Origin of the sequence: Serpentinimonas raichei (assembly GCF_000828895.1) — a bacterium.
GTDB lineage: Bacteria > Pseudomonadota > Gammaproteobacteria > Burkholderiales > Burkholderiaceae_C > Serpentinimonas > Serpentinimonas raichei.
The window spans coordinates 1290962-1305044 of sequence record NZ_AP014568.1 but is presented as its reverse complement, the minus strand read 5'-3'; the positions used below and the strand labels follow the sequence as shown (position 1 = coordinate 1305044).

10 protein-coding genes are annotated in these 14083 nt (G+C 64.6%); all 10 read left to right on the top strand.

The window, feature by feature from the left end:
• The first annotated feature begins 128 nt into the window (after positions 1–128).
• The 10 genes from SRAA_RS06090 (at position 129) to SRAA_RS06045 (ending at position 14070) form a co-directional block, all read left to right on the top strand.
• The gene (locus tag SRAA_RS06090; protein ID WP_045531481.1) at positions 129–1382 is read left to right on the top strand and encodes a branched-chain amino acid ABC transporter substrate-binding protein; all 1254 of its coding nucleotides are present in this window, start codon (positions 129–131) and stop codon (positions 1380–1382) included.
• 165 nt (positions 1383–1547) lie between these two features.
• Positions 1548–2573, top strand: a complete 1026-nt coding sequence (locus SRAA_RS06085) for a branched-chain amino acid ABC transporter permease (protein ID WP_045531479.1) — start codon at positions 1548–1550, stop codon at positions 2571–2573.
• Between the two features lie 12 nt (positions 2574–2585).
• The gene (locus tag SRAA_RS06080; RefSeq protein WP_045531478.1) at positions 2586–3884 is read left to right on the top strand and encodes a branched-chain amino acid ABC transporter permease; all 1299 of its coding nucleotides are present in this window, start codon (positions 2586–2588) and stop codon (positions 3882–3884) included.
• Entirely contained in the window at positions 3881–4654 is a 774-nt protein-coding gene (locus SRAA_RS06075; RefSeq protein ID WP_045531477.1) for an ABC transporter ATP-binding protein, read from the top strand. The genes SRAA_RS06080 and SRAA_RS06075 overlap by 4 nt, the downstream gene beginning before the upstream one ends.
• A gap of 18 nt (positions 4655–4672) precedes the next feature.
• Positions 4673–5368 (top strand): ABC transporter ATP-binding protein, encoded by a 696-nt coding sequence (locus tag SRAA_RS06070; protein ID WP_045533391.1) that lies wholly within the window; start codon positions 4673–4675, stop codon positions 5366–5368.
• Between the two features lie 131 nt (positions 5369–5499).
• On the top strand, positions 5500–7614 hold the full coding sequence (locus tag SRAA_RS06065; RefSeq protein WP_045531475.1) for a 3-hydroxyacyl-CoA dehydrogenase NAD-binding domain-containing protein: 2115 nt from the start codon (positions 5500–5502) through the stop codon (positions 7612–7614).
• 32 nt (positions 7615–7646) lie between these two features.
• Positions 7647–8822 (top strand): acetyl-CoA C-acyltransferase, encoded by a 1176-nt coding sequence (locus SRAA_RS06060; RefSeq protein WP_045531473.1) that lies wholly within the window; start codon positions 7647–7649, stop codon positions 8820–8822.
• Positions 8823–9063: 241 nt separating this feature from the next.
• Positions 9064–10725 (top strand): hypothetical protein, encoded by a 1662-nt coding sequence (locus SRAA_RS06055; protein WP_197538498.1) that lies wholly within the window; start codon positions 9064–9066, stop codon positions 10723–10725.
• Entirely contained in the window at positions 10722–12920 is a 2199-nt protein-coding gene (locus SRAA_RS06050) for a BadF/BadG/BcrA/BcrD ATPase family protein (RefSeq protein ID WP_045531471.1), read from the top strand. The genes SRAA_RS06055 and SRAA_RS06050 overlap by 4 nt, the downstream gene beginning before the upstream one ends.
• Positions 12865–14070: an acyl-CoA dehydratase activase-related protein gene (locus SRAA_RS06045; protein WP_082039941.1), complete on the top strand. Its 1206-nt coding sequence runs from the start codon at positions 12865–12867 to the stop codon at positions 14068–14070. The genes SRAA_RS06050 and SRAA_RS06045 overlap by 56 nt, the downstream gene beginning before the upstream one ends.
• Positions 14071–14083 lie beyond the last annotated feature (13 nt).

Here is a 14083-nt window from a genome sequence, read left to right as displayed (position 1 = left end):
GCACAAAAGTCCCGATAAATGCCCGCCTGAGTCGCCAAAGCGATAGCGGCTAGGGGCATTCCCTGAGAGCCCCTGAGCCCGATTCCCGCTAAGCTGCGCAGGCATCAGCCCATAACAGGAGACCAGACATGAAATTGACCCGCCGCGAACTCACCGCCGCTGCCCTGCTCACCGGTGCCTTACCCGCTGTGCCGGCTTGGGCGCAACGGGGCGAGACGGTGCGCATCGCCCTGATCGACCCGCAATCGGGCCTGATGGGGCCGGTGGGCATCAACCAGTTGCGCAGCGCGCAGTTTTTTGCCGAAAAGCTCAGCGGTGCTGGCAACCCGGCCGGGGTGCGCTTCGAGGTCACGGGTTTTGACAACAAGCTCAGCGCATCCGAAACCCTCACCGCCATGCAGTCGGCGATCGACCGCGGCATTCGCTTCATCTCGCAGGGCAACAGCTCGGGCATTGCCGGGGCCATCATCGACGCCGTGAACCGCCACAACAGCCGCAACCCTGGGCGCGAGGTGGTGTATCTGAACCATTCGGCGGTGGACCCCGACCTCACCAACTCACGTTGCAGCTTCTGGCATTTCCGCTTCGACGCCGACACCTCCATGAAAATGGAGGCCCTGACCACCTTCATCCGCGGCGAGCCCACCATACGGCGCGTGTTCCTGATCAACCAGAACTACGCCCACGGGCATCAGGTGGCGCGCTTTGCGCGCGAAATGCTCACACGCAAGCGCCCCGACATCCAGATCGTGGGCGAAGACCTGCACCCGCTGGCGCAGGTGCGCGACTTTGCCCCCTACGTGGCCAAGATCATGGCCTCCGGGGCCGATTCGGTGATCACCGGCAACTGGGGCTCCGACCTCACGCTGCTGATCCGCGCCGCCAACGACGCCGGCTACCGTGGCCGCTTCTTCACCTACTACGCCGGCGTCACCGGCACCCCGACCGCGCTCGGCACCGCCTCCGAAGGGCGGGTCTATCAAATCGCCTACAACCACTACAACATGGGCGGCCAGATGCAGGTCTGGATGAACGAGTTTCGCCAGCGCTTTAACGACGATTTCTTCACCGGCTCGCTCATCCACATCTACAACGGCTTGGGGCAGGCGATCGCCAACGCCCGCTCCACCAACCCGGTGCGGGTGGCGCACGCGCTCTCGGGGCTGCGCTTCAACAGCTTTAGCGGCCAGGTCGAAATGCGCCGCGCCGATCACCAGTTGCAGCAGCCGCTGTTTCTCACGCGCTGGCAGCGCGTCGATGCGCGCCACCCCTACAGCCCGGAAAACACCGGCATGACGCTGGTGCCGGTGCGCGAATTCCCGGCCTATGTGGCCAGCACGCCGACCAGTTGCAATATGCAGCGCCCGGCCGCTCCGACCTGATAGCAACCCGCCGTTCCTGCCAGCACACCCCGTTGCATCACATCGGGCGCAGGGTGTGTTGGGGGTTTATGCCGACTCCTTCCCGTGAGCGCAATGCGGTTCTGCACGTCGCCCGTCACCCGCCGCCGCCTGCTTGCTGCCCCTGACACCTAACCAGAGACGCCGATGGAGTTTTTCATCATCTCATTGCTCAACGGCATCAGCTTTGGGCTGCTGCTGTTCATGCTCAGCTCGGGCCTGACGCTAATCTTCAGCATGATGGGCGTGCTCAACTTTGCCCACGCCAGCTTTTACATGGTCGGGGCCTACTTGGGTTTTGCGGTGTCGCAGGTGGTCGGGTTTTGGTTCGCGCTGCTGCTGGTGCCGCTGCTGGTGGGTTTGATGGGCGCCTGGTTCGAAAAGTTCAGCCTGCGCAAGGTGCACAAATACGGGCACGTGCCGGAGTTGATGGTGACCTTCGGCCTGTCCTACATCATCCTCGAGCTGGTGCAACTGATCTGGGGCCGCATCGCGCTCGATTTCCGGCCGCCCGAGCTGCTGCAAGGCTCGGCTTTCACGCTGCTCTCGCAGCCCGACGGCAGCCTCGGCTTCGTCTGGGGCCGCGCCGCGCTCGATCTGTGCACCCCGCTGGGCACGGCGATCTGCTCGCAGTTTCCGGCCACGCGGGCCTTCATCATGGGCATGGCGCTGCTGATGCTGGCCTCGCTCTGGCTGCTGATCACGCGCACCCGGGTCGGGCTGGTGATCCAGGCCGCCCTCAAGCACCCGGAAATGGTGGAGGCGCTGGGCCACAACGTGCCGCGCGTGTTCATGCTGGTGTTTGGCGCCGGCACCGGGCTGGCCGGGCTGGCCGGGGTGATGGGTGGCAGCACCTTCGTCACCGAACCGGCGATGGCGCTCACGCTGGGGGCGATCGTGTTCGTGGTGGTGGTGGTGGGCGGCTTGGGCTCGCTGGCGGGGGCCTTTCTGGCTTCGCTGCTGATCGGCGTGATGCAGACCTTTGCGGTGGCGGTGGACCAGTCGCTGGGCAGCCTGCTGATGGGGCTGGGGGTGGCGCTGTCGGCCGAGGCGCAGGCGCACGAGTTGATGCGCTTCACAGTCTCCAAGGCGGCGCCGCTGCTGCCCTTTTTGCTGCTGGTGCTGGTGCTGATTTTCCGGCCGCACGGTTTGCTCGGCAACCGCGACCACTGAACGAGGCAGCCCATGACCGCCGCAAAATACTACCAATTCAGGCCCATCAACGTCGGGCGCTGGTTCATCTGGTCGCTCTTTGCCTTGGTGCTGTTGCTGGCGCCGCAGGTGTTCGACAGCAGCTTTGCCATCAGCATGATGGCGCAAATGGGCATCGCCATCGTCGCTTGCCTGTCGTTCAACATGCTTCTGGGGCAGGGCGGCATGCTCAGCTTCGGCCACGCCGTCTATGCCGGCTTGGGCTCTTATGTGGCCATTCACGCCCTGCTGCTGCTGGGCGAGGCCGGTTTGCCGGTGCCGGCGGTGGCGCTCATTCCCTTGATCGGCGGTTTGGCGGGGCTGTTCTTTGCCGCCTTGTTTGGCTACGTGACGACCAAGAAAGCCGGCACCGCCTTTGCCATGATCACGCTCGGGGTGGGTGAGCTGATCTTCATCGCTTCGATGGTGTTTTTCATCTTTTTTGGCGGCGAAGCCGGCGTTTCGGCCAACCGCGTGATCGGCGAGCCGTTTCTGGGCATCAGCTTCGGGCCCGGCATCGAGGTCTATTACCTGATCGCTTTTTACACCTTTTTGTGCGTGGTGCTGATGTTTGCTTACACGCGCACGCCGCTGGGGCGCATCATCAACGCGGTGCGCGACAACCCGGAGCGGATCGAGTTCATTGGCTACGACCCGCAGACGGTGCGCTACTTGGTGTTCATGCTGGCCGGTTTTTTTGCCGGCATCGCGGGCGGCATGGCGGCGGTGCTGTTCGAGATCGTCACCTCCGAGGTGGTGGGCCCGATCCGCTCCGGCTCCTACCTGCTGTTTGCCTTTCTGGGCGGCGTCACCTTTTTCTTTGGCCCCATCATCGGCGGCATCCTGATGGTGCTGGCTTTTGTCATGTTCTCCGAAATCACCAAGGCCTGGATGCTCTACCTCGGGCTGATCTTTGTGTTCATGGTGATGTACGCGCCGGGCGGCATCGCCGGGCTGATCATGATGAACCTGCGGCTGGCCATGTTTGGGCGGCTGCGCGAGCTCTGGGCCAGCTACCTCGGGCTGGGGGTGACGGCGCTGGTGCTGTTGGCCAGCATGGGGGCGCTGATCGAAATGATTTATCACCTGCAACTGGGCACCGCCATGGGCGACGAGGTGCCGTTCTTGGGCATGTCGCTCAACACGCTCGATGCCGACGTCTGGTTCGGGGCCGTGTTCGTGGCGCTCACCAGCTTTGGCCTGTTCGAGCTGTGCCGGCGCTACTTCAGCCGCCAGTGGGCCGAGATCCAGACCGACATCGAAAAAGAAATCAAACGCCGGGAGACCTCATGAGCAGCAGCGCCGTCCCCTATGCGATCGAACTCAAAAGCGTGTGCAAGCGCTTTGGCAAGGCCGAAATCATACGCGGCGTCGATCTGGCCGTGGCGGCCGGTGAGCGGGTGGCCATCATCGGCCCCAACGGCGCCGGCAAATCGACCCTGTTCAACCTGATGAGCGGGCGTTTTGGCCCCAGCAGCGGCGAAATCTGGCTCAATGGCCAGCGCATCGACGGCAAGCCGGCCTACGCCATCAACCGCATGGGCCTGAGCCGCAGCTTCCAGATCACCAACCTGTTCCCCAAGCTGAGCGTGTTTGAAAACCTGCGCTGCGCCGTGCTCTGGAGCATGGGCTACCGCTACAGCTTCCTCAAGTTTTTGGCCGACCTCGAAGACGTGATCGAGCGCGTCGATGAGCTGCTGCACCAGATGCGGCTAGAGAAAAAACGCGACACGCTGGCCATGAACCTGAGCTATGCCGAGCAGCGCGCGCTCGAGATCGGCGTCACCATCGCCGGGGGCGCTGGCGTGGTCTTGCTCGACGAGCCCACGGCGGGCATGAGCAAGAGCGAGACCAAGCGCTTCATCGACCTGATCCGCGAAGTCACGGTGGGCAAGACCTTGCTCACGGTGGAGCACGACATGGGGGTGGTGTTTGGCCTGGCCGACAAGATCGCGGTGCTGGTGTATGGCGAACTGATCGCCTTCGACACCCCGCAGGCGGTGCGCGCCAACGCCCGGGTGCAAGAGGCCTACCTGGGCTCGGTGCTGGCCGAAGCGCACTGAGTGCAGCAGAAAGCAAACATGCTTGAAATCGACAATTTGCACGCCTTTTATGGCAAAAGCCACATCCTGCACGGGGTGGCGTTCAAGGTGGCACCGGGCGAGATCGTCGCCCTGCTGGGGCGCAACGGCTCTGGGCGCTCGACCACGGCCAAGGCCATCATGGGGCTGGTGGACACCGAGGGCAGCATCGTCTGGAAGGGCCAGCGCATCAGCGGGCGCAAACCGTTCGAGGTCGCGCACCTAGGCATAGGCTACGTGCCCGAGAGCCGCGACATTTTCCCCAAGCTCACGGTGCAGCAAAACCTGCTGCTGGGACTAAAGAGCGGCCATAAAAACCCGCGCTGGAGCTTTGACGACATGTATTCCATGTTCCCGCGCCTCAAGGAGCGCGAGCACACCGAGGCCGGGGTGCTCTCGGGCGGCGAGCAGCAGATGCTCACGCTGTGCCGCACCCTGATGGGCGATCCGGAGCTGATCATCATCGACGAGCCGACCGAGGGGCTGGCGCCCAAGATCGTCGAGCAGGTGGCGGCCTTTTTGCAAACCCTCAAGGCCAAGCGCGTCTCGGTGCTGCTGATCGAGCAAAAGCTCACCATCGCGCTGCAAATCTCGGACCGCGCGCTGGTGATGGGGCACGGCAGCATTGTGTTCGACGACACCCCGGCTGCGCTGCAAGAGAACCGCTACATCCGGCGCGAGTGGCTGGAGGTTTGAGCCTCGGCCAGACAAACCGGCGACAGCGGCCGCCCTGTGCAAGCCCCTGGCCTTTGTAGAATGAATCCGAGAGCGAACGGCCGTGCAGTTTTCGGCCCCACGCAGCCCTGCAACCCCTTCAAGGAGACCGCATGACCGCCCACTACCAAACCCACGGCGAGGTGGCCGTGATCACGCTCGACAACCCGCCCATGAACGGCATGGGCCTGAGCACACGCCGCGCAGCGGTGCAGGCGCTGCAACGGGCACAAGACGACCCGGCGGTGCGCGCCATCGTCATCGCCGGGGCGGGCAAGGTGTTTTCCAGCGGGGCCGACATCAAAGAATTCGGCTCCCCCAAGGCCTACCAAGAGCCCAATCTGCTCGGCCTGATCCGCGCCTGCGAGGCCTCGCCCAAACCGGTGCTGGCGGCCATGCACGGCGTGTGCATGGGCGGCGGGCTGGAGCTGGCGCTGGGTTGCCACTACCGCATTGCCGCCCCCGGCACCCGCATGGCGCTGCCCGAAGTCAAGCTGGGCCTGATTCCCGGCGCCGGTGGCACCCAGCGCCTGCCGCGCGCCTTGGGCGTAGAGCCGGCGTTGAACCTGATCGTCAGTGGCGAACCGGTGGCCAGCGAGCTGCTGGCCCAGTTGCCGGGGCAAAAGCTGTTCGACCGCATCGCCGCTTCGAACGACACGCTGCTCGACGAAGCGCTGGCGCTGGCGCGCGAGGTGGCGCAGCGCCACGCCGACGGCACGCCGCTGCCACGGGTGCGCGATCTGCCGTGCCAGCACCCGCAGGGCGAGGCCTATTTCCAGTTTGCGCGCAACATGGCCAAGGGTATGGCGCCGCGCTACCCGGCCCCGCTCAAGTGCATCGACGCCGTGGAGCTGGCCACACACAAGCCCTTTGAAGACGGGCTGGCGCTGGAGCGCGAAATGTTCGTCAACCTCATGCACACGCCCGAGAGCATGGCGCTGCGCCACGTGTTCGCGGCCGAGCGCGCCGCCAGCAAAATCGCCGACGTGCCCGCCGACACCCCGACGCGCCCCATCCGCTCGGTGGCCGTCATCGGGGCCGGCACCATGGGCGGCGGCATCGCCATGAACTTCCTCAACGCCGGCATCCCGGTGGTGTTGCTCGAGCAGCAGCAGGCCGCGCTCGATCGCGGGCTGGCCATCATCCACAAAAACTACCAGGCCCAAGTCAGCAAGGGCAAGCTCAAGCAGGACAAGCTCGATCAGCGCCTCGCATTGCTGCGCAGCACCCTGAGCTACGCCGACTTGGCCGACGCCGATCTGGTGATCGAAGCCGTGTTCGAGGACATGGGCGTCAAGGAGCAAGTGTTCAAACAGCTCGATGCGGTCATGAAGCCCGGCGCCATTTTGGCCTCCAACACCTCGACGCTGGACCTCAACCGCATCGCCGGCTTCACCCGGCGCCCGCAGGACGTGGTCGGGCTGCACTTCTTTAGCCCTGCCAACGTGATGAAGCTGCTCGAAGTGGTGCGCGGCGCGCAAACCGCCCCCGACGTGTTGGCCACCGTCATGGCGCTGGGCAAGACGATCAAAAAAACCTGCGTGGTCTCGGGCGTGTGCGACGGCTTCATCGGCAACCGCATGCTCGAGCAGTACGTGCGCCAAGCCGGCTTCTTGCTCGACGAGGGCTGCACGCCGCAGCAGGTCGATCGGGCGCTGGAGCAGTTCGGATTTGCCATGGGGCCGTTTCGCGTCGGCGATCTGGCCGGCAACGACATCGGCTGGGCCATCCGCAAGCGCCGCTACGTGGAAAAGCCTGAGGTGCGCTACAGCAAAACCGCCGATTTGCTGTGCGAACTCGGGCGTTTTGGCCAAAAAACCGGCGCCGGCTGGTACGACTACGCCCCGGGCAAGCGCGACCCCATCCCCAGCCCGCTGGTGCAGCAACTGATCGAGCAAAACCGCCAGCAGATCGGGGTGCAGCCGCGCGCCATCAGCGACGAAGAAATCGTGCAGCGCATGGTGTTTGCGCTGGTCAACGAGGGCGCGCACCTGCTGCAAGAGGGCATCGCCGCCAAGGCCGGCGACATCGACATGGTCTATCTCACCGGCTACGGCTTCCCGGTCTGGCGCGGCGGCCCGATGCACTACGCCGACCAGTTTGGCCTATTCAACGTGGTGCAAGCCATGCGCCGCTTTGCCCGCAACCCGCACGACGACGCCAGTTTCTGGCAGCCCGCCCCCTTGATCGAGCGCCTGCTCGCCGAAGGCCGCACTTTCACCGGCTAAACGCCAGCCACCGAACCCGGAGCATCACCCCCATGAGCCAAGCCCTCATCGTATCGACTGCACGCACCCCGCTGGCCAAAAGCTGGAAAGGGTCTTTCAACCTCACGCACGGGGCCACGCTGGGCGGCCACGCGGTGCGCCACGCCATCGAGCGCGCCGGCATCGACCCGGCCACGGTCGAAGACGTGATCATGGGCTGTGCCAACCCCGAAGGGGCCACCGGCATGAACATCGCGCGCCAGATCGCGCTCGCTGGCGGCTGCCCGGTCACCACCTCCGGCCTGACCGTGAACCGCTTTTGCTCCTCGGGCCTGCAAACCATCGCGCTGGCGGCGCAGCGCATCATCGCGGGCGAAGGCGAGGTCTATGTGGCGGGTGGGGTCGAGAGCATCTCGTGCGTGCAGCAAGAGATGAACCAGCACATGCTGATCGACCCGGCGCTCAAAAAGGCCAAGCCCGCGATCTACTGGACCATGCTGCAAACCGCCGAGCAAGTGGCGCAGCGCTACCAGATTGGGCGCGAGGCGATGGACGAGTACGGTGCCGCAAGCCAGCAAAAAGCCTGCGCCGCGCAGGCCGCCGGTCGCTTTGACTACGAAATCGCGCCCATCGAGGTGCGCGCCGGTGTGGCCGACAAAACCCTGGGCCTGATCACGCGCAACCTCAGCGTGAGCCAAGACGAAGGCTTGCGCGAAGGCACCACGCGCGAGGGCATCAGCGGCATCAAGCCGGCGCTGCCGGGTGGTGTGGTATCCGCTGGCAACGCCAGCCAGTTTAGCGACGGGGCCGGGGCCTGTGTGGTGATGCACGAAGCCCAGGTGCAAAAGCTCGGCCTGCAGCCGCTGGGCCGCTTCCTCGGCTTTGCCGTGGCCGGTTGCGAGCCCGACGAAATGGGCATAGGCCCGGTGTTTGCCGTGCCCAAGGTGCTGGCCAAGCTCGGCTTAACCGTCGATGACATCGACCTGTGGGAGCTCAACGAGGCCTTTGCGGTGCAGGTGATGTATTGCCGCGACCGGCTCGGCATCCCCAACGAGCGGCTCAACGTCAATGGCGGCGCGATCGCGCTCGGGCACCCCTACGGCGTGTCTGGTCAGCGCCTGACCGGGCACGCCCTCATCGAAGGCCGCCGGCGCGGGGCCAAGCGGGTCTGCGTGACCATGTGCATCGGCGGCGGCATGGGCGCGGCTGGGGTGTTCGAGGTGTTTTGAGCGCTGTTGCGTTCTTTTGCTGCACTGGGCCGGGGTTCTTTGGAACCCTGGCTCTTTTTTATATTCGAAATAAATTGGTCGCTGCCACATCTGCTTGGACTGAACATCGGCTTGCAGCCTATAACCGCAGTTTTATTGCGGGTTAGCCCCATTCTTGGCGTGCATGCGGCAAAATTGGTGCAACGCCTTTTGGGGCGTGCGGGTGGCTGGATTTGGGCTTATTGCATCAACAGGAGTGAATATGAGCATTAGCGAAGCATCGCGTGGCCTGGCCGCGCTGCAGAAAATTCGGGTCGTCACCGACAACCTCACGGCACCTGCTGCACGCGCCCCGGTCGGGCTGCCGCCGCTGCCCAAGCATGCGCCCTCAGGCAGCAGCCCCAAGCCCAGCGGCCACTACCGCTCCTACCAGCCCCGGCCTTTCAAGCGCGAGGAGCGCGACAAGGTCACAATTTTGTTTGGTGGCCTGCACTGGCGCGCCGAGCGCCTGATCCAGGGCGGCATGGAAAACCTCGGTTACCGGGTGCAGGTGCTGCCCAACGCAACCCGGGCCGACTTGCTCACCGGGCGCGAGGTGGCCGACATCGGCCAGTGCTGCCCGACCAGCTTTGTCACCGGCAATCTGACCAACTTTTTGAGCCGCGAACGAGAGCGCATCGGGGTTGAGCGCGTCAACCAAGAATACATATACATCACCGCCGGCGCCTGTGGCGCCTGCCGTTTTGGCCAGTACCACCAGAGCTACGAGCTGGCGTTGCGCAACGTCGGGCTGGACTCGTTCCGCTTTTTCTTGCTGGAACAAACCAAGGTCGACCAAGGCCCGGCGCACGGTGGCGGGCTCGATCTCAGCCCGGCCTTCACCCTTGGGGCGGTGTGGGGCGTGCTGCTGGCCGACGTGGTGCAAGACTTGGAGTACCAGGTGCGCCCCTACGAGAAAAACCCCGGTGAAACCACCCGCGTCGCGCGCGAAGCGGTCGAATATCTTTACGAAGCCATGCGTCAGCGGCCCGCCCAAGGCAAAAAATGGGGCCCCTTGGTGTGGCACTTCGCCACGCCCTACTTCATCAACGCGCTGCGCGAGGTGCGGCGGCGCTTCGATGCGATCGAGGTCGATCGGCTGCGCGTCAAGCCGCTGGTCAAAATCACCGGCGAGTTCTACCTGCAAACGGTCGAGGGCGACCCCAACTACAACATCCACAGCTGGCTGGAAAGCGAAGGGGCCGAGGTCTATCCGGCCCCGGTGGTGGTCTGGCTCGAATACCTGCTGCGCCACGGGCGCCAGAAAACCCAAGAGCGCATCGGCATCGAAGCCGGGGCGCGGCGCCAAGACGCCACCTACGCCGCCATCGAGCGCCTGCTGCGCTGGACCTACAACCGCATGCGGCACGCGCTGGGCGATGTGCCGCACGCCTTGCCCGAGCAAAAGGTGTTGCGCGATTTGGCCGCCCCTTACTACCACAAGCAGCTCAGCGGGGGCGAGGGTGATATGCTGATCGGCAAGGCCCTGTGGTCGCACCTGCACAAAAAGGCGCACATGACCTGCGAGCTCTCGCCCTACGCCTGCATGCCCAACACCATGAGCATCGGGGCCATGGCGGCGGTGCAGGGCAAATACCCTGATTTGCTCTACGCGCCGATCGAAATCAAGGGCGACGCCGAGGTGCACGCGCTCTCGCGCTGCCAGATGATCCTGACCGAGGCCAAAAAGCGCGCCGTGCGCGAGTTCGAGTCGGTGCTGCAGCGCATCGGCCTGACCGAGGCGCAATTGGCGGCCGAAGTGGCGGCGCGGCCCGAGTTGTCGCGCGCCACCTACAAGGTGCCGCATTATGGCGTGGCCGGCACGGCGGCCAACTTGGCGCTGCACATCGCGCACCTCAAAGGCTTGTCCGGGGTGCGCGCATGAAACGGCTCGGCCTCGATGTAGGCTCCACCACCGTCAAGGGGCTGCTCGAAGACGACAGCGGTACCGTGCTGTGGCAAGACTACCAGCGCCACGACACCAAACAGGCCGAAAAGGTGCTGGAGTTTTTGCAGCGCCTCGAGGCCGAATGCGGCTTTGCGCCCGGGGTCGATCGCATCTTCCTCACCGGCTCGGGCGCCGGGCTGATCGCGCCCCTGCTGGGGGCCAAGTGCGCGCAGGAAGTGGTGGCGGTAGCGGCGGCGGTGGAAAAGCTGCACCCAGAAGTCAACTTCGTCTCCGAAATCGGCGGCGAAGACATGAAGACCCTGTTTTTCACCCCCAGCGGCGACGGCAAATCGAAGCAAGTCTTTATGCAGTCCGCTTGCAGCGGCGGCACCGGCACCTTCATCGAAAAAACCGCCCGCAAACTGCAGGTGGCACCCGCTGAGCTGGCGCAAATGGGCTACACCGGGCTCGATTTGCACAAAATCAGCTCAAAGTGCGGCATTTTTGCCGAAACCGACGCCAACACGCTGGTCAAGAGCGGCGTGCCGGTGCCAGAAATCATCGCCAGCCTGTTCGAGGCGGTGGTCTATCAAAACCTGGCCACCCTGACCAAGGGCAATATCCCTACGCCGCAGGTGCTGCTGCTGGGCGGCCCCAATCTGTTCTTCAAAGGCTTGCAAGAGGCCTGGCGCTACCATCTGGCCAAACTCTGGAGCGAGCGCCACGTCGCGCTGCCCGAGGGCTCCAGCCCCGAATCCCTGATTCTGGTGCCCACCGAGGCGCTCTACTACGCCTGCATCGGCTGCATCGAAATCGGGCGCAGCGAGCCGGCCACGGTCGGCGTTTACAGCGGCACCGAGCGCTTGCAGTGGTGGATCAGCGAAGGGCAGCACGAGCAAAAGGCGCGCGAAGGGGCCAAGGGCTTGGCCGCCAGTGCCCAAGAGCTGGAGCAATTTTTGCAGTCCTACGGCCAGACCCAGCGCGTGATGCCCACCGCCGAGGCGGCGGCCGCAGCGGGTCATACCCAACAAACCGTGATTTTGGGCTGCGATTTCGGCAGCACCACGGCCAAGGCGGTGGTGCTGTCGCAAAGTGGCGAGGTGCTGGCCAGCCAGTACGTGCCCTCCAACGGCAACCCGATCGAAGACGCCAAGGGCCTGATGCGCGCCGTGCGCCAAGCCGGGTTCGAGCGCATCGGGGCGGTGGGCCTGACCGGCTACGGCAAAGACCTGCTCAAAGACATCGTCGGCTCCGACATGGCGGTGGTCGAGACCGTGGCGCACGCCACCGCCGCGCTGCACTACATCCCGGATGCCGACGTGATTTGCGACGTGGGCGGCACCGACGTCAAGATCATGCTGCTGCGCCAAGGCACGGTGGCCGATTTCCGGCTCAATTCGCAGTGCTCATCGGGCAACGGGGCTTTTTTGCAGGGGGTGGCCGAGCGCTACCGCATCCCGCTCGATGAATACGCCCAAAACGCCTTCGAGGCGCGCTCGATCCCGGCGCTGGCCATGGGCTGCGGGGTGTTTTTGCAGTCCGACATCGTGAACCAGCAGCGCAAGGGCTGGGCGCGCGAAGAAATCATGGCCGCGCTGGCCTCGGTGCTGCCGCTCAACGTCTGGGTCTATGCCGGGCAGATACAGAATCTGGCCGCAGTGGGGCGCAAGTTCGTGCTGCAAGGCGGCACGCACCGCAACCTGGCGGTGGTCAAGGCGCAGGTCGATTTCATCCATTCCAAGGTGCCCAGCGCCGAGGTGGTGGTGCACCCGTACTCGGGCGAGGCGGGCGCCATCGGGGCCGCGCTGTGCGCGCTCGACTGGTTCAAGAGCGGCAAACCCACCCAGTTTCGCGGCTATGATCTGATCGAGGCGCTGGAATACAAGGCCACCACCAACGAAGACACGGTCTGCCACTGGTGCCCCGTGAACTGCCGTCGCACTTTCATCGACGTGCAGATACCCGGCGCGGCCGGCCGGCCTTGGAGCAAGGTGCCGGTGGAGGCGGGCTGGGAGCGCGTCATCAGCGGCAACACCTGCCCCAAGGGCTTGCTCGAAGACGTGCAAGAAATGAAAGTAGTCAAAGATCAACTGGAGGAAGCGCGACGTGCCTACCCGAACATTGCTGAACTGGTTCGTGAAGGCGCCTTCAAGCGCGCCAAAGAAGAGCTGGTTCCAGCCGGCGCCGACTGAAGCCGAGCGGGCCGAACAACGCCAGGCGCGCGCCAAGCTGCGCATCGGCATTCCGCGCGTGCTCAACATCTGGAGCACGCACCAATTCTGGTTTGGCTTCTTGGAGGCGCTGGGGATAGATCCGCGGCGCATCGAATTCTCCTCCGATACATCGGATGAGCAGTCGCGCACCTACGCCAAGGGGCGCGGCACGGTGGACTGCTGCTACCCGGTCAAGTGCATCTCGGGGCATTACGGTGAGTTGTTGGCGCGCAGCAAGCGCAAGATCGACATCCTGTTCTCGCCCATGATCCACTCCGTGCCCTCGTACCTCGACGGGCATGTGGATGCCTCGCTCACCTGTCCGCGCGTGATGGCGGCCTCGGAGAACATCAAGGCCGGTTTCATCAAAGAGCGCGACGCCTTTGCCGAAGCCCGGGTGTTGCACGTCACGCCGTTTGTGTCGCTGGCCGACCCGCCGGTGGTGCCCAAGCAGTTGTACGAGGGCATGCAGGATGCTTTTCCCGGTCTGACGCTGGCCGAAACCACGCACGCGGTGGAGGTCGGCTACCGCACGCTGAATGCCTACAACCAGCGCCTGCGCGCCAAGGCACGTGAGATTTTGGAGTGGTGCGCGCGCGAGCAGCGCCCGTGCATCTTGGTGCTGGCGCGGCCCTACCACATGGACCCGGGCATCGGGCACGAGATCGAGGTCGATTTGCAGGCGCACGGCTACCCGGTTCTGTGGGCGCAGTACCTGCCCACCGACCCCGATTTGCTGCACTGGATGTTCGACCCCGACATCGCCGAGGGCCACATCCGTTCGCCGCTCGACATCCGCGATGTCTGGAAATCCTCCTACAGCGGCAACACCAACGAGATCATGTGGGGCGCCAAGGTGGCGGCGCGCATGCCCTGGATTGCGGCCGTGGTGCGGCTGGCCAGCTACGAGTGCGGCATGGATCAGCCCACCTATTCGCCGGTGCAATCGATCGTGGAGCGCTCTGGCACCCTATTCTTTTCCTTCCAAGATTTGGATTCGACCAAACCGGCCGGCTCGGTCAAGATCCGGGTTGAAACCGTGGCGCACTACCTGGCCAAGCAAGGGGCCGACATCATCGGCAAAAAACTCGCCGCCAGCCAGCCCGACTGCCCTTTGCTTAAGGCCTGAGCGCGGTGCCGGG